7 protein-coding genes are annotated in these 21,366 nt (G+C 74.2%); 2 read left to right on the forward strand and 5 right to left on the reverse strand.

The genetic code is table 11. The features are described from left to right. Positions 1-7: 7 nt before the first annotated feature. From F9C41_RS00135 to F9C41_RS00150, 4 genes are all read right to left on the reverse strand, one after another. Positions 8-10,195, reverse strand: coding sequence for a WXG100 family type VII secretion target (locus tag F9C41_RS00135; protein ID WP_155384527.1), 10,188 nt, complete (start codon positions 10,193-10,195; stop codon positions 8-10). A gap of 45 nt (positions 10,196-10,240) precedes the next feature. Further along, on the reverse strand, positions 10,241-10,537 hold the full coding sequence (locus F9C41_RS00140; RefSeq protein ID WP_155384528.1) for a hypothetical protein: 297 nt from the start codon (positions 10,535-10,537) through the stop codon (positions 10,241-10,243). Between the two features lie 25 nt (positions 10,538-10,562). After that, positions 10,563-10,883 (reverse strand): hypothetical protein, encoded by a 321-nt coding sequence (locus F9C41_RS00145; RefSeq protein ID WP_155384529.1) that lies wholly within the window; start codon positions 10,881-10,883, stop codon positions 10,563-10,565. 357 nt (positions 10,884-11,240) lie between these two features. Then, positions 11,241-14,435 (reverse strand): right-handed parallel beta-helix repeat-containing protein, encoded by a 3,195-nt coding sequence (locus F9C41_RS00150; protein WP_155384530.1) that lies wholly within the window; start codon positions 14,433-14,435, stop codon positions 11,241-11,243. A gap of 152 nt (positions 14,436-14,587) precedes the next feature. On the opposite strand from F9C41_RS00150, the gene F9C41_RS00155 reads away from it, so the two are divergent. Next, positions 14,588-15,736, forward strand: coding sequence for a S8 family serine peptidase (locus tag F9C41_RS00155; RefSeq protein WP_196279547.1), 1,149 nt, complete (start codon positions 14,588-14,590; stop codon positions 15,734-15,736). A gap of 27 nt (positions 15,737-15,763) precedes the next feature. Here F9C41_RS00155 and eccCa read toward each other — a convergent pair whose 3' ends face one another. Further along, positions 15,764-19,822, reverse strand: coding sequence for a type VII secretion protein EccCa (gene eccCa, locus F9C41_RS00160; RefSeq protein ID WP_155384532.1), 4,059 nt, complete (start codon positions 19,820-19,822; stop codon positions 15,764-15,766). A 144-nt stretch (positions 19,823-19,966) separates the two neighbouring features. On the opposite strand from eccCa, the gene eccD reads away from it, so the two are divergent. After that, a complete protein-coding gene (eccD, locus tag F9C41_RS00165; RefSeq protein ID WP_196279548.1) occupies positions 19,967-21,364 on the forward strand; it encodes a type VII secretion integral membrane protein EccD in 1,398 nt (465 codons plus the stop codon). Positions 21,365-21,366 lie beyond the last annotated feature (2 nt).

Here is a 21,366-nt window from a genome sequence, read left to right on the forward strand (position 1 = left end):
TTCGATTTCAGCGGGCCAGTGGGGCCAGCAGCCGGTTCAGGTCGGTCAGGGCGCGCTGCCAGGCGGCGAGCGCGGTGCGGCGGCGGTCACCGCGGTGGCGTTCGGCGGCGGCGAGGAAGTCCCGTTGCGCTTGTTCGAGGCGGCGCGTGATCTCCGCGAGTGTCCGGCGTGCCTGGTCGAGGGCGTCCAGCGTGGTGCTGAGCGCCGGGGCGGGCTGCCCGTCGACCAGTGCCCGCGCCTGCCGGTCGAGGGTGTCGGCGGCCCGGCTCAGGGCGAGGACGGCCTGGTTGCGCTGGGCGATGCTGCCGGGCGCCTGTCCCGTCCAGCCGGGCACGTTCCGTACGGCCGTGGTGAGTGCGGCGGCCGCGGTCTCGACGTGTCGGCGTGCGCCGGCCACGGCGGCGAGTGCGGAGTTGACGGCGTCGACGTCGAGGTTCGCGGCGGTGAGGGCGTCGTGCAGTTGCCGCCAGGCGGTGTCGCGTTCGGCCAGCCTGTCGGCGAGTTGGTCGGCGACCCGGTCGAGGCCCGCGGTGGTGGTGCCGGCGGTGGTCAGCCGGGAGCCGCCCAGGTTTGCGGCGTCGTAGTCGCGGATGCGGTCGCGCAGCCCGTCGAGTGTCGTGCCGACCTCGGTGCGGGCGGTGTCGTGACCCGGGGCGGCGGTGGTGAACGCGGTGACCTGAGCTGCCCAGGCGGCGGATGCCTGGTTGACGGTGTCCCGCTGTTCGGCCTGTGCGCCGTTGAGGCCGTCGCGCCGGGCGGTCGCCGCGTCGAGGTTCTCCTGGGTGCGCTGGTAGGCGTCCCGGCTGGCGGTGTCGGCGACGTCGAGCAGGCCGTGGTGGGCGGACAGGAGTGCGGCGGCGTCGACGGGAGCGACTCCTGCCATCGCGGCGGCGGTCGCGGTGTGCGCGTTGGCGTGGCCGAGCGCGGCGGCGTCGGCGGCACGGCGCTGGACAGCCAGGTCGGTGGCGGTCGCCATGAACCTGTCCGCCTCCGCCTGTGCGGTGCCGGCCTCGGTGATCAGGTCGGTGGCGCGCTGCGCCGGTGGGGTGCCGGGTGGGTGCCCGGCGTTGACCGCCGCGGTCACGGAATCGACCGCGGCCGTGGCGGCCTGCTGGTAGGCGGCCAACTGGCGCTGGATGCCCGCGACGGCGCCCTGATGACCGGCGAGGGTCTGGCTGTGCCCGCGGGCCTGGTCGCGCAGTGCGGCCAGGTTGTCGACGGCCGCCTGGGCGGTGTCTCGCAGCCTGCGCAGGGCCGCGTTGGCGGGCTGGTCGGGGTCCAGTCGCGCGGCGGCGTCGCGGACGGCCTGCAGCCGGGCGGAGGTGGCCTGCGGTGCGAGCGCGGCGACGGCGGTGTCCCAGTCCTGGCGGCGTCGGCGCATCTCGGCGGCGTAGGCGGCGATCGCGGTGTCGGCGACGTCGCGCGGAGTGGGCTGGCCGGGTGCGGGTGCGGTGAGCCAGTCGCGTACGGCGGCGGCGGTCGCGGCGGCGGCGGTGGCGAGCTGGCGGGGGGTACGCCCGCCGGCCCGGCCGGGGTGATCGAGGTCCGCGGCGGCCCGGTGGCGGGCGTCGAGGTGGTCGCGGTCGGTCCATGCCGCGGCGGGGACGAGCCGGCCGGTGCCCGCTGGGGGGTTCGGCCGGTGGACCATCGCCTGCCGGGCCAGGTCCGGGTCGAGGTGGGCCAGCACGTGGTCGGTGGCGTCGCGCAGGGCCTGGGTGTCTGCCTGCACCCGCAGCACGGGGCCGGCGGGGACGGCCGGGGCGTCGTGCGCGGTGCGGATGTCGGCGGCGGGCTCGGCCGCGGGGCGGATCCACAGGCCCGAGGCGGTCGCCTCGACCAGGACGCCGGGGTGTGCCGACAGTGCGAACACGGTGGGGTTGCCCGGCACCGGGGTGAGGCCGTGGCCGGGCCGCGTCCAGGCGCCGACCGGGCGCACGCTCGTCGGCGCGGTCGTGACAGGTCCGTTGTGGTGGGGCGTGTGGCGGATCTCCTCGACGAGGGCCGGCCAGCCGGGGTCGCGTGCCCGGTCGGCTCCGGCGGGGACGGTCACGCCCGGGTTCGGGGCGAGGGCACGTACACCGTTGGCCACGACGACCGGCACGCCGGTCGCGGCCGCCAGGGTCGCCGCCTGCGCGGGGGTATGGCCGTCCGCGCGGATCGCCGGCGGCCGCGACGGGGTCGCAAGCGCGGTCACGAACGCGGCTGCCTGCGCGTCGGTCACCCCGGCGTCGACGACCAGGACCGCGCCGGAGTCCGAGGGCAGGGCGGTGATGTCCCCGACCGGCGCCCCGGCACCCGGCGCCAGGTGCAGTTGTCCGTTGACGACCGCCAGGTGGGTGCCGGGGTCGACGGCGACGCCGGTGAGGTCCGCGGGGTCGCCGAGGCGTTCACGCCAGCCGAACATGCCCATCGCTTCGACGTCGCCGGCCCACAGACGCAGCTGGGCGCCCCAGTCGACGACCACCGACGCCGGGGCCACCGGCAGCCGCCCCTCGACCACGGGCAGGCGGCCGTCGATCCGGTCGGGTTCGACGTAGAGGGCCAGGTCGACGCCGTACACCCAGGATCGGTTCTTTTGTTTGATCTTCGTGCCGCCGCTGAGGCCGTCACCGGACGAGGCGCTGTCGCGGCCGCCGGAACCGGGTGCGATGTCGCCCAGCAGCTCGTTGGGCTGCCAGTCGAACGCCCGCCGGGCGGCGTCGGTGTCGGGCTGGCCGCCGACGACCGCACCGCCGCGCACCCCGGCGGCGCCGGCGTTGACGTCCAGGCCCGACGAGCCGGACTCGCGTTCGATCTCGCCGACCTCGTGCTGCGCCTCCTGCTCCACCGTGGTGCTGGTGGACAGCAGCAGCGGTCTGCCGTGCAGCCGTGCGGTGACCCGGAAACCGCCGAGCCGGACGACGAGCCCGGAGTCGTCGAACAGGTCACCCGAACGCAGCTCGCCGTCGAGCATGGTGCGCACCCGCGGCAGCATCGTCTCACCGCCCGTGATGCGGTCCAGGACAAGATCGGTGACATAGTCGGTAAGCAGGCGCGGCGTGCGGGCTCCGGCCGGGGTGAACGCCCGCGTGACCGCGTCGCGCAGCGCCGCGCCCGCGACCACCCCCTCCAGCGAGTACGAGGTCCCGGGCGGCAGGGCCCAGGCCGCTGTGGTGCCGTCCCCGCCGGGTGTGTGCGTCAGCGCGGGCGCGGTGTCGTGGCCGGGTGTGGCCTGGCCGATGGTGCCGAGCCTGCCGCCGAGCTCCGGGGGACGGTCGGTCGAGGTGACCGGCACGGCGAGGGTGACCGCGTTGTGCTGCACGACCGGGGTGCCGGGCCAAACCTGGCGGCGTACGCGTTCGAGCAGATGCGTCGCGGCACCGACCGCGACCGTGGCCACGCCCAGTTTCGTCGAGACGCGCTGGCGGGTGACGGTCACCGTGTACGCATGGTCGGCGTCGACGCCGGTCAGCGGGCCGGACTTCTCCACGTAGCCGGAGGTGTTGCGGCTGGCGGCCTTCAGCCGTGACCAGTGGCGCACCTTGTTGACGGCCGCGGTCAGGCCCACCGGCAGCGACTGCAGGCCGGTGCTGGTGCCTTCGCCGGTGGTGAGCCGGGTGCCGCCGCCGTAGAAGGCGGGCACGCTCAGCCCGGTCACCCGCTGGCGGAACCGCTGCCACCTGGTGCCGGTGGCCGCGGAACTGAACAGCGACGCGCGCAGCGCGCCGGGGACCTGTTCGGCGGCCGGGCGGTGGTTGCTCGCGGCCGCCTGGACCACGACCTTGACCTCGTCGCGGTACAGCACGCCGTCGATGGTGAACGTGTCCGACACACCCGCGTCGTAGAGGCCGTCGATGGCCGGTTTGAGCCGCTGCAGGGTGATGAGATCCGCCGCCACGTCGGCAGCCCGCTCGCGGATACGCGCCGGCACGTCCTGGGGCAGCGAGTCGGCGAACCGGTCGCGCAGCGACGGCTGCGGCGGGGTGCCGGGCGGGGAGTTCGGAGGTGGCGGCACCGGGTCGTGCGGCGGCACCGCCCGGTGCACCACACCCAGCCCCAGCATCCGGCGCAGGAACGGCGGCATCCGGGTCGCCGCCGGCGCCGCTGCGGGCGCGGCCGGTGCGGGCTGCTGGTTCGCGACCGCCACCAGCCGGGCCGCTTCGGCCTCGGTCACCAGGAACAGCAACGAGTCCGGCGCGGTGACGCGCACGGTCACGTCAGGGGTGTGCGACGAGGCGATGACGTTCCGCGCGGACAGGCCGCCGGTGAACGTGACGACCAGGTCGGCGAGCATCGCGGTGCTGACCTCGTTCTCCACCACCTCGCGGCGGGCGATGCCGTGCACGTTCTCGGTCTCGTTGCGCTCGCCCGTGCGGCTGCTGTGACCGACCTGCGGCATGGCGGTGACCCGGTGCACGCCGCGGGGGTCGGTGGTGCTGCTGGGGGCTGCCTCACTGTTCATCTGCACGGCGGCGGTGACGTCCCAGCCGCTCTCCCCGCGGCGGCCTGATTCGGTCTTGTCGGTGAGCTCCGCGGAGTCGTAGATGCTGTAGCCGGTGTTGGCGGTCAGCGCGCGCCGGGGGTTGGCCAGCTGCACGGTCATGGTGAGGTCGCCGACCATGTCGGTGAAGGTGCCGCCGCGCAGTACGGTCGCAGGGCCGCCGCCTCGTTCGTACACGTCGAGCGCGGAGCGGATCGCGTCCGGGGTGAGCCGGTTGCGGACGGCCAGCTCGGCGGGCGAGCCCGGCTCGGTCACCGCCGTGGACTCGTAGGTGTAGGTCTGCCCGCTGGTCGACCGCACACCCGCGGTGCTGCGCCAGCCGCTCCACAGCCGGCCGACGCGGCCGCGTGCCGAGCGCGGTCCGGGTCCCGGCTGCTCGCGGGTGATGGCCTCGCCGAGGGCGATGTCCGCGGCGGTGAACAGGGCGTCGCCGGCGACGTGCGCGTCGAGGAACTGGTGCGGGCCCTGAATGCTGACCGTCCCCGGGTGCGGTGCGGCCGCGGTGTCGACGATCTCCACCCGGGGCGGGGTGCCGGCCGGTGCGAGTGGATGCACCTGGTCGAATTCGGGCAGCCCGGCCCGGAACCCGTTGGTCACGGTCAGTGCGGGGCCGGGCACGGTGACCTGGTGGAATCTTCCCGGTACGGGGTTGGCGACGGCGTTGAGGGTGCGTGGCCGGTCGGCGTACTCGGCGCGTACCGAGAACGCCAGGTCGGCGCTGTGCGCGCGCAGCGGGCGGTCGACCTTGGTCAGGTGGCCGGTGGCGGGGGCGGTGCCGCCGGACAGCGACCGCTGGTGCCGCCACGACATGACGGCCCCGAACCGGATGAAGAACGCCCGGACCTTGCTGGCGGCGGTGCTCGCCCGGCCGGTGCTCATGCCCAGCTGCGCCTGCGCTCCGGCGCGCGCGCCGAGGCTGACCGAGCGTCCGTCGGTGTGTGCCTGGCCGGCCCGGGTCGTCTCCTCGATCTGCGTGCCGGGGATGAGGGCGTTGTCGGCGGTGAGCGGTGAGGTGAGCGCGGCGCTGATCACGATGGAGACGTGCTGCGAGGCCCGCATGGTGTCGTGGACGATGTCGGAGGGCCGTTCCAGCGATACCCGGATCCCGGACTCCAGCAGGGTGCGCCAGTTGCCGCGCAGGTGGGACTGGGTGACGGCGTTCTGCAGTGCCTGTAGGTTGCGCAGCCGGGCCCGGTCGGGTGTGCCGCCCTGGCGTGGCAGCAGATCGGGATCGACCGCGTTGACCGTGGCGACGACCCGGTCCCACAGCCTGGTGCCGTTGTCGGCGGTGGTGCGGATGTCGCGTACGTCGGGCAGCGCCATCGGCTGCCAGTTGCCGACGACCGGGGGCAGCGGCGAGGCGGGTGCGGTCGCCTGCGCGGGCACCGGTGTGGGCACGGGCGCGCCCGGGTAGCCCAGGCGGTGGGCGTCCAGCGGGGTCACCCACAGGTAGACGTGCGCCGGGCCGGTGCCGATCTGCCGGGCGGGCGAGGCGTCGTGGCCGACGTGGTCGTGCGCGTACACGGTCAGCGGGACGCGGTAGAGCAACATGTCTCCGGTGACCTTGCTCTTGGCCTCGATCTGCGTGGAGAACTCCGTCGAGCTGCTGGAGCCCGAGCCGCGCTCCACGCCGAGGATGCCGGACGCCGCGAAGGTGCCGAAGTGGAGCGGGTCGGCGATGTCCTCCCCGAACGAGACGCCCACACCGACGGTGCCCTGCAGCCGTACCGTGGTGTCGTGGCTGGTGGAGCTGCTGCCGGAGGCGCCGGCCCGGATCGCGGACTCGGCACGTCCGGGCAGGGTCAGCGGGTTGAACATGAGCACCGGCGTGCCGGCCACGGCAGTCAGGGTCGTGAAACCGCGCTGCGTGGCCGTGAACGGCCGCTGCCAGGCCGGGGTGTCCTCGCCCCGCCGAGATGTGATCTTGTCGGTGGTCAGGCCGGTGGTGGCCGGAGCGCCCGCGTTGGTGGGCGCGACCTGGCCGGGCGGCACGATCAGGCCGTGGCGGTTCAGACCCAGCGTTTGCGCGTCGGTCAGTTCGGCCAGCGCGGCACGGTGGTCGCTGCCGGGCTTGCGGAAGCCGGGCGGGATCTGGCCGTGATTGACGAGCGAATCGAACAGGTCGCCGGGCACCGACGTCGTCTCCAGCACCGCGTTGGGCGGCAGCAGCCAGCCCCGCTGCGGCGACTGCGGCTGCTGGTTGCCCGGCGCGGGCGCCGCGGGCAGGGCCGTCATGGCGTTCAGCGCGGAGACGGTCACCTCCAGGTGGCCGCCCGGCAGCGTTTGGGTGCCGTGGCCGCGCCGGGTGACCTCCACGGTCACCGCCGCCGTGGTCTGCCAGGCCTGTGCCTGGGTCGCCGCGGTGCCGGCAGCGGGCTGCGTGATCTCCTCGTTGGTGCGCAGCCGCGTTTGCGCGGACTGGCTCAGCACGGTGGTGCTGGTGCCCTGCACCGACACCGAGCCGAGTGGGACCGCCCGCACGGCCGGGATCGGCACGTCGGACATGCCCACCGCCGAGTAGCCGAGCGCGGCGGTGAGGCTGCCCGCGCTGCTCTCGCTGCGGGTGTTGTCGACGGCGGTGCGCTGCGGGGTACGCCGGTCGGGACTGGTGCCCGAGGACACCTGCGCGGCTGAGGCGTCCGAACCGCGCAGCGGAGCCGCCCGGGACTGCGCTCCCGCCACCGCGGTCAGGCGTACCTCGATCGCGTCGCGGCCCTTGCCCAGGGTGACGCGCAACCCCGAGCCGTCGAACAGGGACCTGCCGCGTCCGGTGAGTTCGGTGTCGGGCAGCTGGGCGTTGACGGCGTCGGTGAGCTGCTGCTGGTTCCAGCCGCGCGGTGCGAGCGCGGTCAGTTGGGCCACGATGTGCGCCCGCAGCGCACCGTTGGTGTCGACGACGTCGTGGATCGGCACGTTCTGCCCGCCGATGATGCCCGGTTCCCGCAGCAGTGCCGGGGTGTTGCGCGCGGGCCCGAAGGTGCCGGCGGGGGAGACCCACTGGTGCCAGCTGATCGCACCGGCGGGCTGCGGGCTGGACTGCCGGGGCAGGAGCGCGGCGTCGTCGGTCACGTCGACGGCGTCGGCGGTGGCCGGATCGAGGGTGGCGCCGAGGTTCTCGGTGCGCAGACCGCCCGCACCGTCGGGGGCGTGCCGCACGAAACGCCCGTCGGGAGTGCCGTCCGGGTTCAGGCGCGGCCGCAGCCGGCCGGACGGGTCCACGGTCGCGGCGATCGCCCGCGCCCACGACGGCGCGCCGGGACCGACGGCGGTCCACACGGGCGTCGTCGCACCGACCACCGGACGGTCCAGCGCCACGGCCAGCGACCCGGCGAGGGTGCCGGCGGTGGGCGTGGTGTTGCAGCTGATCAGCTCGACGGTGCCGCGCAGTGTGCCCGGTGGCAGCGCGGACAGCACCTGCGCGAACTGCTGCGGCGTGAGCTGGCTGTTGCCGACGCGGACCAGGCCGTGCTGGGCGTGCACGATCACCCGGGTCGAACCCGGGCCCGTCGGGACCCATCGTGCGGCGGCCACGTCGGCACCGCCGTACGGTCCGGGGAACAGCACCTTGCCGTCGTCCGTCACGGCGAGTGCGGCCAGTGCAGCTGCTGTCTGCGCCGTCAGCGGCGTCTGGTCGATGACCGTGTCCAGGGCGGTCGTGCTGTCCCGGGCCGTCATGGCGTCGGCGGCGGGTGCGGGGGTGGCGGTCATGGACGCGCCGACGGTGTCGGCGGTTGTCACCTGGTCCGCGCGCAGCGGCACGTGCAGCACATTGTCGTCGGCCGTGGCGAAGTAGAGTCCGAACAGGTCGGCACGCATCAGTGAGGCGCCCGGGCGGCCCGTGCCCGGCATCGACGGCGGCAGGGTCTGCCAGCGGCCGTCGGTGGTGACCAGTACGCGTTCGGCCGGGTGGGCGAAGCCGCCGGGAACCGTGTGCCAGCCCGCGGAGGGCACCGGCCGGTCGCGTACGACGACCATGCGATCGCCGCCGCCCGGCTTGGCGTCCCCGGTAGTGGGGCTGCCGCCTAGCGCGGCGGGGTGCGGCACGACGTCGCGGCCCGGTGCCTCGGCGTGCTGCGCGTCGTCGGGTAGGGCCGTGGCCGACGTGGACGTGTCGGGTTCGGTGAAGACGGCCGGTGCGTGGGCCGGTGGCGTCGTGTCCGTGTCCGTGTCCGTGTCCGTGTCTGTGGCCGACGTGGACGTGTCGGGTTCGGCGAAGACGGCCGGTGCATGGGCCGGTGGCGTCGCGTCGGTGGCCGCAACGAGCGGGGTCGGCGGTGTGCCGGCAGACGTCGGCGATGCCTGCGACGGTGTGCCGGCAGACGTCGGCGGCGTCGGCGGCGGCGTGGGCGGGCTGTTGACGGTGATACCGCTGGTCAGTGGCGAGGCCGGCGCGGAGCCCGGGCGCGTCGCGGAGGATTGTGGTTGGGCGCCCGGGCCCGGCCGGGCCTGCGGCGGGGTGTGCTCGCCGACCGTGCCCGCGCCGGGTACGGGGGTGAAGGAGCCCGACAGGTGGAAGTCCCCGGCCAGGCTGCCGCTGCCGGTGACCTGGCCGACGATCATGTCGTTGCGGCTGCCGAGCCGGGACCGGTCGAAGGCGCCGTCGAAGTCGCCCTGGAACGCCCCCGACCCGGTGAACGTGCTCTTCTGCGGCGGTGCCCCCGGCGGGTTCAGCGTGCCGGTGAAGGTGATGTTGCCGATGAACGTCTTCGGATCGGGGAAGATCCCGGTGAACGTGAAGTCGCCGTCGGCGACCGCCGGGCCGTCGAACCGGTCGGGGCCGGGGTCGAAATCGAACGGGTTGCCGTCCAGTCCGGGGATGTCGAGGTCGCCGACACCGCTGTCGAGGCCCGCACCGGCCGAGTTCCTGCCGCCGCGGTGACCGATCCAGTCCAGCACGCCCTCTACCGCACCGGCTGAGGCCGAGGCCCACTCGTTGTCGTTCTGCTCGCGCCGGCCGGTGAGGATCAGGTCGGCCAGCGCCTCGGTGCTCCACTCGTGCAATGCGCCGATGCCGGCGAAGCCCACGATCGAGGTGACGAACTTCTGCCCGAAGATCCTGCCGAAGCCGCTGGACAGGATCGGGCCGAGCACGCCGCCCACCGCTCCGGCCAGGGCGGCGCCGCCGGTGCGCTTGCCGTCCCACTTGTCCCGGGTGCCGGTGATGAACAGTTGCGTGAACTGGATCGCCACGTCCAGGCCGACCTGCAGCACGATGCCGAAGAGGATGGACGTGATCAGCCGCCGGAAGAAGGTGGCCGACATGTAGCGCCCGAAGGTGATCAGGGAGGAGATCCAGCCCGACGCCCACGCCGACGTCGGTGGAAAGGACACCCAGGGCAGCAGCATGATGATCTGTACGGTCAGGATGAGCAACTGCCCGATGATCGACGCCTTGGTGTACTCGACGTTGGTGCCCGCGCCGTCGGCGAACCGCGACAGCTTGCCCGCCGCCTCTACCAGCTTCCGCAGGCTTCCGCTGTCGGCCAGCTCCGCCAACCGGCCGCGCACGGCCGTGGCGGCGTCGCCCTCCCAGTCGCCGCTCTGCAGCACCCGCGACAGTTCCGCGATCTCGGTCTCGATGGCGGCCATGTTCGTCTCGAAGGCAGCCCACGCGTCGGCCATCGCCCAGAGCTGGTCCTCGTCGGCCTGCGGCCAGGATTCACCGGTGACGACGAGGAAGAACCGGCTCACCCACTCCGGCACGTGCATGCCCATGGGTCACACCCGACCCGAAGACGCCGCGATCATGTGAGGCCGCGATCAAGTGTTGTCGTGCTCGACCGCGCCGAGGAATCTGCGGGTCGTCCGCACATGGTGGCCCATGTCCGTCAGGAGTTGGGCGAGGTTGCGCGTGCCTTCGAGCACCTCGTCGTGGCCGGGCCGGTACTGCTCGGCGAACTTGCGCGCGAACTCGTCGTCGCGGCCCCACGCGTTCGCGTTCGCGCCCAGTCCGCGCTCCAGGTCCTGCCGGTGGAGGTCGACCTGGCTGCCAGCCATGAGCAGGCGGTGCCCGATGCCGTCCACGGCGCCCGGGTCGACCTTCAACTGTCGGGCCATCGTCGTCCTCCTGCCGGCTCCGGGCTCACGTGCTCGGGACGAGCGCGTCGGGGCTGCCGAGGACGGTGCCCGATGCCGCGGCCAGGGCGATTCCGTCGGCCTGCCGGCTGAGGCCGGACAGCAGCGCCGCGACGCCGTCCGTGCCGGCCAGCACCGTGCCGCACGCTGGGGCATGAGCTTCGGCCGACCAGGTGGCCAGCTCGCCGGTACCGCCCCAGCAGCCGTCGGCCGCGTCGAGGCCCGACCGCAGCGCGGCGTGGGCGTCGCGCACCACCTGTGCCACCAGCAGCAGCCGGTGGGATACCGCGAAAGCGTCTTCGTCAGCACACGGCTGCACCTGCGTCATGCCCCGCACCCCCTGGATCGCCTGCAGCGGCCGGCACACCGTCCGGCGTCGCCGAGGCCGTTCACCTCTGGCGTCGTCGCCGCACGGGGCCGCTGCGAAGCCGAACGTAACCAGTTCGGCCGGTTCTCCTAAGGCCTAAAGGCACCCGGAGCGACGCGCCGGTCACACCACGGTGAACGTGGGCCTGGGAACTCATCGGGACCGCTGACGAGGCGATATGCACAAGGGCCCCCAGCGGTACGCCTGCCCGGTGCGGGAGCAGGCGTACCGCGACGATGCCCACGGGCAGGTGTTTCGACGGCAGGGGTTTGGCCGCCGTTCACCGGCATCCGCTGCCGATGACCGAGCCGAAGGTGGTCAGCGCCTGTCGATGTCCTGCGGCAGGAGCGTGACGAGGTCCTCGCGGGTGGGCTCGGCTATCTTGCTGATCCGTCCCGACTGGCGCACGATCATCGCGTCGAGCACCTGCCGGGCGAAGCGGCCGTTGCCGAACCCGTGCTCGCGCGGGACCGCGGTGAAGTGCTTGCGAAGCGCCGACCGCGCCTCCAGCGTCAGCTCGTACCCGGAGGCGGCCGAGTGCTGTTCCACGATGGTGACCAGCTGCTGCGGCGTGTAGTCGGCGAAGTGGACGGTGTGGGCGAACCGCGAGCCGAGCCCGGGATACGCCTTCAGGAACGCGGCCATCTCCTCGTCGTACCCGGCGGCGATCACGACCACGTCGTCGCGGTGGTCCTCCATGAGTTTGATCAGCATGTCGACGGCTTCCCGGCCGAAGTCGGCTCCGCCGGAACGTTCGGTCGGCGCGAGGGTGTACGCCTCGTCGATGAACAGCACCCCGCCCCGGGCCTGCTCGAACTTCTCCCTGGTGCGCTGTGCGGTCTGGCCGATGTACTCGGCGACCAGGTCGGCCCGGCTGACCTCGACCAGTTGCCCGCTGGCCAGCACGCCCAGCGCGGTCAGCACCTGCCCGTACAGGCGCGCGACGGTGGTCTTGCCGGTGCCGGGCCTGCCGGAGAAGACCAGGTGCCGGCCCAGCGCGGGCACCGGCAGCCCCGCCTCGGCCCGTTTGCGCGAGGTCGCCAGGAGGTTGACGGTGTCGTTGACCTCGCGCTTGACCTCCTCCAGGCCGACCAGGGCCGCTAGTTTGGCTCGCAGCTGCGCCAGGTCGGGGCGCTCGACGGCGCCGCCCAGGCGGATGCCGCCGGTCGGCGGCGGCCCGATGTCCTCCGGACGCAGCCGGGTCAGCTCCGGAGCGGAGACCACCTCGGCCCGCGACAGCCGCTGCGCCTGCCGCCCGATGGCGTCTTCGAACACCTTGCGCGCGGTGCGGCCGTTGCCGAAGTTGCCGTCGCGCGGGATGAGCGCGAACAGGTTCTTCAGCGCGTGACCGGTGCCGTAGTCGAGGGTGTAGCGGTGGCGCTTGCAGAAGTTCTCGACGATGGTGACCAGCTCGTCGTCGGAGTAGCTCTCGAACTCGATGGTCCGGGTGAAGCGCGAGGCCAGGCCGGGATTGGACGACAGGAACGAGCGCATCTGCGGTGAGTAGCCGGCCGCGACGACCACGATGTCCTCGCGGTGGTCCTCCATCAGCTTGACGAGGGTGTCGATGGCCTCCTGGCCGAACGAGGGCCCGGTGCCGCCGCCCTCGTCGGTCAACGCGTACGCCTCGTCGATGAACAGCAGGCCGCCCAGCGCCGACTCGAACTTCTCCGTGGTCTTGATGGCGGTGCCGCCGATGATCTGCGCGACGAGGTCGGCGCGGGCCACCTCGACCACGTGTCCCTTGCGCAGGGTGCCCAGCGCCTGCAGGATCTGCCCGTACAGCCGGGCGATGGTGGTCTTGCCGGTGCCGGGCGGACCGGCGAAGACCAGGTGGCGGCTCATCGGCGGCGGCGGCAGCCCCACCGCGGCGCGGCGGCCGGCCAGCAGCTGCAGGTCGACGAGCATGTTCACCTCCTGCTTCACCCCGGTCAGCCCGACCAGGCCGTCCAGCTCGGCCAGCAGGCCCTCCAGCGCGGGCGGCGGTGCGGCGCGGCGCGACTCTCCCGCCGGGACCGGGCGTTCGTCGGCGGTCTCGACCGGGTCGCCGGGGGCGAGCCGGTGGTCGGGGTGCCCGTTGTCGCGGCTGTCCAGATCGGCCACGGCCAGGTCCACGTCGCCGCTGCCCTGGTGCAGGCCGCTGCCGCCGTTGTGGTGCAGGGCGCAGCCCTTGATCGACGACGACCGGACCTGGCCGACCCGTACACCGTCGGCGGTGTTGCCCGAGACCTCGCAGCGGGTGATCCACACGGCGCCGTCGTCGTCGACCAGCACACCCGCGCCGCGGCTCGCCGAGATCGAGCACTCCTCCAGCACCAGCTCGCCACCGGCCGTGATCTGCACACCGTGCCCGGCGGACTCCTCAATCTGGCATTCGCGCAGCGTGCCGGCACCCCGCTCGCCGACGAGCACACCGGCCTCGCCGGAGCCGGTCAACCGGCTGCCGCGCAGCACGGGCGTGCCGCCGTCGGCGGTGTACAGCGCGGCGCCCAGCGAACCGGACACCGTGCAGTCCTCCAGCCGTCCGCGCCCGTCCGCCGAGACGGTGATGCCGTGGCCGCGGCTGCCGGTCACCGACAGCCGCTGCAGCAGCGGGTCGGCGCCGCCGACCACGGCCAGCCCCGCGCCGCAGTCGGCGATGGCCAGGTCCAGGTAGGTGCCGGTCGCGCCGCCGGTGACGACCATGCCGTGGGTCGCGGCGGAGGCGATCGACGTGCCGGTCACCCGGGGATCGGCACCGCCGTCCACGACGATGCCCGCACCCGCGGTGGCGGTGAACCGGCAGTCCTCCACCAGCGGCCGGGCCTGGCCGGTCACCAGCAGGCCCGCCTCCTGGGTGTCGGTCACGGCGCTGGCCCGCAGCACGGCCTCGCAGTCGCCCTCGACGGCGATCGCCGGCCCCGTCGCGCGGGACACGGTGCAGCGCTCGACCGTGAGCCGGGACTGCTCGGTGCCGCAGATGGCGTTGCCGCCGACGTCGGCCACGATGCTGTCGCGCATCACCAGCGACGCCGACGCCCGCACCACCACGGCCGAGGTGCGCACCTGGCTGAGCGTGGTCTCCTGGACCAGCACCGTGGCATGGTCGACGGCGATGATCCCGGCGCCGGCGGTGTTGCGGATGTGGCAGCGTGACACCGTCAGGTCGCCCGACGCCCTCGCGTAGATCGCCGCACCGGCCTGCGCCCGGATCTCGCACTCCTCCAGCAGCAGCCGCCCGGACGGGATGTCGATCGCGGACAGGTCGAGATCGGAGCAGGCCAGGGTCAGCCCGCTCAGGGTCGCCTCCTCGGCCTCCATCACGACGGCGCTGCCCGCCGGGGCCGCGATGACGACCGTGCCCGGCCCCTCCTCGCTGGTGATGGTGCAGGGCACGTGCAGGTTCAGCGACTCGGCATAGGTGCCGGGCAGGACGCTGACGATCCAGCCGGGCCGGACCGCCTGCAGCGCCGCGCTGATGGTGCGGTAGGAGTCCGGGGCGGTGGCGGAGACGGTGAGGACGCGGTGGTTCACCGGGGGACCTTTCCATACGGGGAGGACAAGCGCCCGAGTCGGGCCCAGGCCGGGTCTGCGGGCCCATGCCCGGACCGCCTGCGGTTCGTACAGTGCCGCCAGCCGACGCTTGCCGTCGGCAGCCCGAGCAGCAGCTTCGACAGGGAGTACGGATGCGACGCGTGACACGGCCGGGCTGGCTGGGCCTGGCGGCGGTGCTGGCCTTCGCCGTGACGCCGGTGCCGGCGGCCGCGGCGGCAGCTGACTGCGCCCCGCCGGCCCGCACCGTCGTCCCGGACCTGCCCTGGGCCCAGCAGTGGCTGCGCCCGCAGCGGATCTGGCCGCTGACCCAGGGCGCGGGCATCACCGTGGCGGTCCTGGACTCCGGCGTCGACGCGCAGGTGCGCCAGCTGCGCGGAAGGGTCGAACCCGGGCTGGACGTGCTCGCCGGTGGCCGCGCCGACGACGACTGCCTGGGCCACGGCACGTTCGTCGCGGGCATCGTGGCCGCGGGCAACGAGCCGGAGGTCGGCTTCGCCGGGCTCGCCCCACAGGCACGGATACTGCCGCTGCGGGTCGCCGCCGACGACGACCAGCCGCCGCCGGAAACGGCGCTGGCCACGGCGATCCGTACGGCCGCGCAGCGCGGCGCGCGAGTGATCGTGGTCGGCACGCCCATGGTGCGGGCCGGGACGCAGCTGCGCGCCGCGATCGAGGAGGCCCAGGCCCGGGACGCCCTGGTCGTCGCCGCCTCCTGGGGATCCACCGAGCGAGAGGTGCCGGTGGACCCGTGGGTCAGCGAGCGGATCCTGTCGGTCGGCGGCTTCGACCCCGACGGCGGCCTGGTGTCGGGCACCGCGGCCCCGGTCGACCTGATGGCGCCCGGTGCCGGGGTGCTCAGCCTCGGCCCCCGCGGCTCCGGGCACGTGGTCGCCGGCGGCAACGCCTACGCGGCGGCATACGTCGCCGGGGCCGCCGCGCTGGTGCGGGCACACCACCCGAAGCTGACCGCCGCGCAGGTCAAGCAGCGGCTGCTGGCGACCGGCGACCGGGTGCCCCGGCAGGTACCCGACCCGCAGCTCGGCTACGGAGCGCTCGACCTGTACGCCGCCGTCACCGCGGTGCTGCCCGCCGAGCGCGGCGCGGCCGTGCCGAGCGTGCCGGTCCCGCCCGCCGACATCGCCCGCCCACAGCCGGTCGACGACCGCGCCTTCCGCGTCGCGGTGGCCGTCGCCGCCGCGGCGGGCGGCCTGACCGTGCTGATGGCGGCCGTGGCGCTGGCCGTGCCGCGGATCCGCCGCAGGCGCGCCCGTACGCGCTGAGCCCATCCCGTCGACGTCTGCCATGGGTCAGTCCGACCCGGCCGGCTGCAGCGCGGTGTGGATCAGCGTCGGGGCGAGTCGCCGGCTGACCAGCTGCGCCCGGCCGGGCGGCAGCCGCAGCGGCTTGGCCTCGCCCAGGAACACGCCCTCGGACTTGTCGTAGGAGAACAGCAGGGCACTGGTGCCCAGGTCCCACAGCCGCCGCAGCGCCGGATCGGACATCATCGCCCGCGACGCTCCCGAGGTCGTGCGGGCCAGCACCAGGTGCAGACCGACCTCGGAGCCCTGGGGCAGCGCCTCCAGCAGCGGCTCCAGCGGGCTGCTGTAGCCGCCGGCGAGCAGGTCGTAGTCGTCGATCAGCACGAACAGGTGCGGGCCGGCCCACCAGTCCCGGCGGGCCAGCCGGTCCGGCGTGATGTCGGGTCCGGGCAGGCGCGGGGTGACCGCCTCCACGGCCTGCTTGACCAGATCGGTCAGCGCCGCGGTGGAGACCGCGTAGCCGACCTGGATGTCGGGCGGCACCGCGTCGTAGAGGTGGCGGCGGGTGTCGGCCAGCAGGATGCGCGCCTGGTCCGCCGAGTTGTTGCGCACGATGCTACGGGCGATCAGCCGCAGCAGGTTCGTCTTGCCCGACTCGGACTCCCCGAAGATCATCAGGTGGGGCTGCTGGTCGAAGTCGTGCCAGACCGTGTCGAGCTGCGCCTCGTCCAGCCCCAGCGCCACCCGCCGGGGTGCGTCGGGTGCGGGCAGCTCGGCGGCCGGCAGCAGCGTCGGCAGCAGGCGCACCTTCGGCGCCCGCGGACCCGGCCAGGCCCGCGCACTGTGCTCGGCCAGCTCGCGGGCGGTCTCGTTCAGGTCGCCCGTACGCGCCATCCCGTCGATGCGGGGCAGCGCCGCCAGGAAGTGCAGGGCGTCGCGCGTCAGGCCGCGGCCGGGGATGGCCGGCACGTTGGCCGCCTGGCGCATCCCGATCTCGGAGTCGACCGGGTCGCCCAGGTGCAGCTCGAACCGGGTGCCGAGCAGGTCCCGCAGCCACGGCCGGATCTCCGACCAGCGCGAGGCGGTGACGATCAGGTGGATGCCGTAGTTGAGCCCCCGCGTGGCCAGGTCCGAGAACGACGCCTCCAGCGTGTCGAAGTCCTGGTGCAGCGTCGACCAGCCGTCCACGACCAGGAACACGTCGCCGTAGCCGTCGTCGGCCCCCACCGGCAGCGTGCCCTGCTCACGGCGCTGCCGGTACTCGGTGATGCTGTCCAGGCCCAGGGCGGAGAAACGCTGCTCGCGGCGCAGCAGCAGGTCGGTGACCTCGGCGATGGTGCGGGTGACCCGCTCCCGGTCCAGCCGGCCGACGACACCGCCGACGTGCGGCAGCCCGGCCAGTCCGGCCAGGCTGCCACCACCGAAGTCGAGGCAGTAGAACTGCACCTCGGCCGGCGTGTGGGTGAGGGCCAACCCGGTGATCAGCGTCCGGATCAGGGTGCTCTTGCCGCTCTGCGGCGCGCCGCCCACACCGACATGGCCACCGGCCCCGGTCAGGTCGGCGATGAGCAGGTCCCGGCGCTGCTCCGACGGCCGGTCGACGACACCGACCGGCACCCGCAGCCGGCCCGCGGCACCGCGCTGCTGCTCGTCGAGGCCCTGCTCCGGGACGACACCCAGGCCCCGCTCCGCGGTGATCCGTACCGGGGGAAGCAGCTGGTCCAGCGTCGGCGGCTCCTGCAGCGGCGGCAGCCACACCTGGTGCGCCTGCGGGCCGTGCCCGAGCAGCCGACCCGCGATCACGTCGAGCAGACGCGGCCCGCTCGCCTGCGCGTCCTCGCCGTCGGCGGCCTCGACCGGGGCCGCCGGTGCGGCGGCGTGCTCCGGCATCGGCACATGCCCGACCACGTACCTGGTCAGATCCAGCCGGGCCCGTTCCTGGCGCTGCTGCCGCTCGGCCCGCTTCAGCGGCGCCGACACGTACGCGGCCTTGAACCGGACCAGGGTGTTGGTGTCGATGCGCAGGTAGCCGTTGCCCGGCGCGGTCGGCAGGGTGTACGCGTCGGGCACCCCGATCACGCTGCGGCTCTCCCCGGCCGAGAACGTGCGCAGGCCGATGCGGTAGGACAGGTGCGACTCCAGCTGGTGAATGCGGCCCTCGTCCAGGCGCTGCGAGGCGAGCAGCAGGTGCACGCCGAGGCTGCGGCCCAGCCGCCCGATCATGACGAAGGTGTCCAGGAACTCGCGTTTGGTCGCCAGCAGCTCGCTGAACTCGTCCACCACCACCAGCAGCGTGGGCAGCGGCGCCAGCGGCGCTCCGCCCGCGCGGGCCTTCTCGTAGTCGCGCAGTGAACTGTGCCCGGCCTGGCGCAGCAGCTCCTGGCGCCGCACCAGCTCGCCCTGCAGCGCCTCCTGCATCCGGTCGACCAGCGGCAGCTCGTCGGCCAGGTTGGTGATCAGCGCCGAGGTGTGCGGCAGCGTCTCCAGCCCCAGGAACGTGGCCCCGCCCTTGAAGTCGACCAGGATCACGTTGAGCACCTCGGAACTGTGCGTCACCGCCAGCGCCAGCACGAGGGTGCGCAGCAGCTCGCTCTTGCCCGAACCGGTGGCCCCGATGATCATTCCGTGCGGGCCCATGCCGCCCTGCGCGGCCTCCTTGAGGTCCAGCTCCACCGGGGTCCCGTTGGCGGAGATCCCGATCGGCACCCGCATGTGGTCCCAGCGCGAGCGGCCGGTGCGCGCCGCCGCCGGGTCGAACGTCTCGGCGTCGCCGAGCCCCAGCAGCACGGTCAGGTCCAGGTCGACGGTCAGCGAGTCGACCGTCTCCGCCGAGGAGCCCAGCCGGTACGGCGACAGCCTGCGGCTCAGCACCCGGGCGTGGTCCGGGCCCAGGCGGTCCGGGGTGCTCAGCGCGGTCGCGCTGTCGCGGCCCTGCGGGTCGGCGCCGATCATCTCGATCACGTCGGGCCGCACCAGCAGCCGCAGCGTGACCGGATCGACCGCCCAGCGCAGCGAGTCGCCGAGGTCGATCATCGTGCAGTTGCGCACGCTGCTCATCGCGAACCGCGACGTCGGCGGGATCGGCACCCCGTCGACGACGATCACCGTGTACGGCTCCTCCCGGCTCGGCAGCGCCGGGTCGTCGAACCGCGGCCGGTCGGCGAAGGTCGGCCCGAGCAGCCGCTCCAGGTCGGCGAACGACTCCGCCACCTGCCGCGCCGCGCCCGCACCGTCGCTCTGCCCGGGGTGCTGCGCGTGCGGCAGCCACTTCACCCAGTCCCAGCGCCCGTGGCGCTCGGCCGGCGCGCACACCACGATGCGCAGATCGTCGGGGCTGTGGAAGGTCACCAGCTGACCCAGCATCGCCCGCACCAGGTCCAGCCCGGGTTCACCGGACGGCGGCCGCGGCGCCGCGGGCCGCTCCTCCTGCGGCGCCGCGGGCTCGTCGGTGGACTGCACCAGCACTCGCGCGAAACCACGCAACTGCACGGCGATCGGCGTGCCGGGCACGGTCCAGTGCGCCTGCAGGAACCGGCGCAGCGCCCGCGCCGACAGCGGCTCCAGATCCTCCACCGGCTTGGTCTGCGGCGGGGTCAGCGTCACGGTCAGCCGCTGGCTGCCCAACCCGAGCCGGATCTCGGCGAAGTCGCCACCGGTCGGACGGCGCTCCCACATCCGCCGGTTGCCCGCCAGCGACCACAGCACCTCGGGATCCGGATGGTTCCAGAACAGCGCCGCCGCCTGCTTCTCCGACAGCTGCCGCACCTGCCGGCGCATCTGCCCCAGGTAACGCAGGTAGTCACGGCGCTCGCCGCGCAGCCGCTGCTTGCGCTCGCCGCCCCCGCGACCCAGCTGGCTGACCAGCATGCCCAGACCCGACACACCCATCAGGCCGCCGGCCACATAGGTCAGCGACGACGAGCCCGGCTGAATGAAGATCAGCGCCATCGCGCCGGTGCCCAGCGCCATCGGCAGGTACGTCAGCATCGACGACATGTCGACGCCGCTCAGCTCCGGCAGCGTGGGCGGCTCCTGCAGGATCATCTCGCCCCGGGGGAGTGGGGGGCCCGGCTGGCGCACGGGCCGGCGGAAGATCACCGTGGTCATGGGACTCTCCCAGGGGGCGGGCGGCAGAACGCGTTCATTCTGCGTGCCGCGGCGGCAGGCGGCTTGGGTCCGCAGGCCCATGTTCGGCCCGGTGGCCGCCGCTAACCTGCTCTCGTCGCCACGCCGTGGCAGGGGAGAGTGAATGTGAACGTCAGCACCTCCGCAGAGCGTTGCCGGCTCACGATCATCGGGCCCCACGGCAGCATCGACCTGGCCGTGCCCGCCACGCTGACGCTCGCGGACGTGACCCCGGCCATCGTGGACCTGCTCGGCGAGGAGACCGCCCGGGAGATGGCCGGCCGGGGCGCCGTACTGCAGAAACTCGGCGGCAATCCCCTCGACGAGGAGCAGACCGCGGCCGCCCTCGGGCTGCGCGACGGCGACGTCGTCTACCTCAACGCCCGCGACAACCCCACCCCGACCTACGCCCACGACGACCTCATCGAAGGCGTGGCCGCGGGCGTCCGACAGCGCCCCGGCCGGTGGACCACCGAACGCGCCCGGACCACCCTGCGCGTGGCGGCCGCCGCCGCCCTGGCCGCGGGACTGGCCGCGCCGCTGTCACCGGGGGCCGGCTGGGCGCACGCGCTCGCCGCCGCAGGCATGTCCGCCGTACTGCTGCTGGCCGCCGCCCTGGCCGCCCGCGCGCTGGCCGACCGGCCCGCCGCGCTCGTGCTGGGCGGCAGCGCCGTCCTCTACGCCGCGGCGGCAGGCCTGCTGGCACCCGCCCTGACCGGCGCCGCAACGGCGGCCGGGCAAGCGCCACCCCAGTTCGCCGCCCGCCTGGCCGCCGCCGTCGCCATGGCCGCCGCGGTGAGCGTCGCCGTCGCCGTGGCCGTCGGCGACCTGCGCCCCATGGTGTTCGTCGTGGTGGCCACCAGCGCGGCGGTGACCGCAGGCGCGCTGCTGGCCGCCAGCGGCCTGCTGACGCCCGTGGCCGCCGCGGCCGTGGTCACCGTGCTCGCGCTGCTGATCAGCCCGCAGCTGCCCTCGCTGGCCTTCCGGCTGGGCGGGCTGCGGCTGCCCGACCTGCCCACCACCCCCGACGACATCACCCGCGACGTGGAACCGGTGCCCGACGCGACCCTGCACGAGCGCACGGTCGTCGTCGACCGCTACGTGACCGCCGGGCACATCGCCATCGCGCTGGTCGCCGCCGCCGGGCTGTGGCTGCTCGCCGACCGGGCCGGCTGGTCGCCGCCGACCCTGGCCGGGGCGGTGTGCGTGCTGCTCCTGCTGCGCACCCGCATCCTCACCGGGGCCTGGGCCCGCTGGGCGCTGACCGCCGCCGCCGGATGGGGCCTGCTGCTGCTGGCCCTGCGGCTGACCGGGCCGGCGTTCCAGCTGTACGGCCTGCCCGCGACCGCGCTCGTGCTCGGACTCGGCCTGCTGGCCGCCGTGCGCACCCCGGAGAGCCGCCGGCCGCGACCGTACTGGGGACGAGCCGCCGAGCTGTTCGAGACCACCCTCGCCGTCGCGCTGATCCCGCTGCTGCTGGCGGTGCTCGGGGTGTACGGCTACGTCCGGGGCCTGGCCGGCTGACC

Origin of the sequence: Catellatospora paridis (assembly GCF_009720365.1) — a bacterium.
GTDB lineage: Bacteria > Actinomycetota > Actinomycetes > Mycobacteriales > Micromonosporaceae > Catellatospora > Catellatospora paridis.

What these genes read in the sequence shown, in the direction of transcription:
- F9C41_RS00145 (WP_155384529.1), bottom strand. Translation starts at nt 10,883, where the DNA reads ATGACGCAGGTGCAGCCGTGTGCTGACGAAGACGCTTTCGCGGTATCC.
- F9C41_RS00155 (WP_196279547.1), top strand. Translation starts at nt 14,588, where the DNA reads ATGCGACGCGTGACACGGCCGGGCTGGCTGGGCCTGGCGGCGGTGCTG.
- F9C41_RS00135 (WP_155384527.1), bottom strand. Translation starts at nt 10,195, where the DNA reads ATGGGCATGCACGTGCCGGAGTGGGTGAGCCGGTTCTTCCTCGTCGTC.
- eccCa (WP_155384532.1), bottom strand. Translation starts at nt 19,822, where the DNA reads ATGACCACGGTGATCTTCCGCCGGCCCGTGCGCCAGCCGGGCCCCCCA.
- F9C41_RS00140 (WP_155384528.1), bottom strand. Translation starts at nt 10,537, where the DNA reads ATGGCCCGACAGTTGAAGGTCGACCCGGGCGCCGTGGACGGCATCGGG.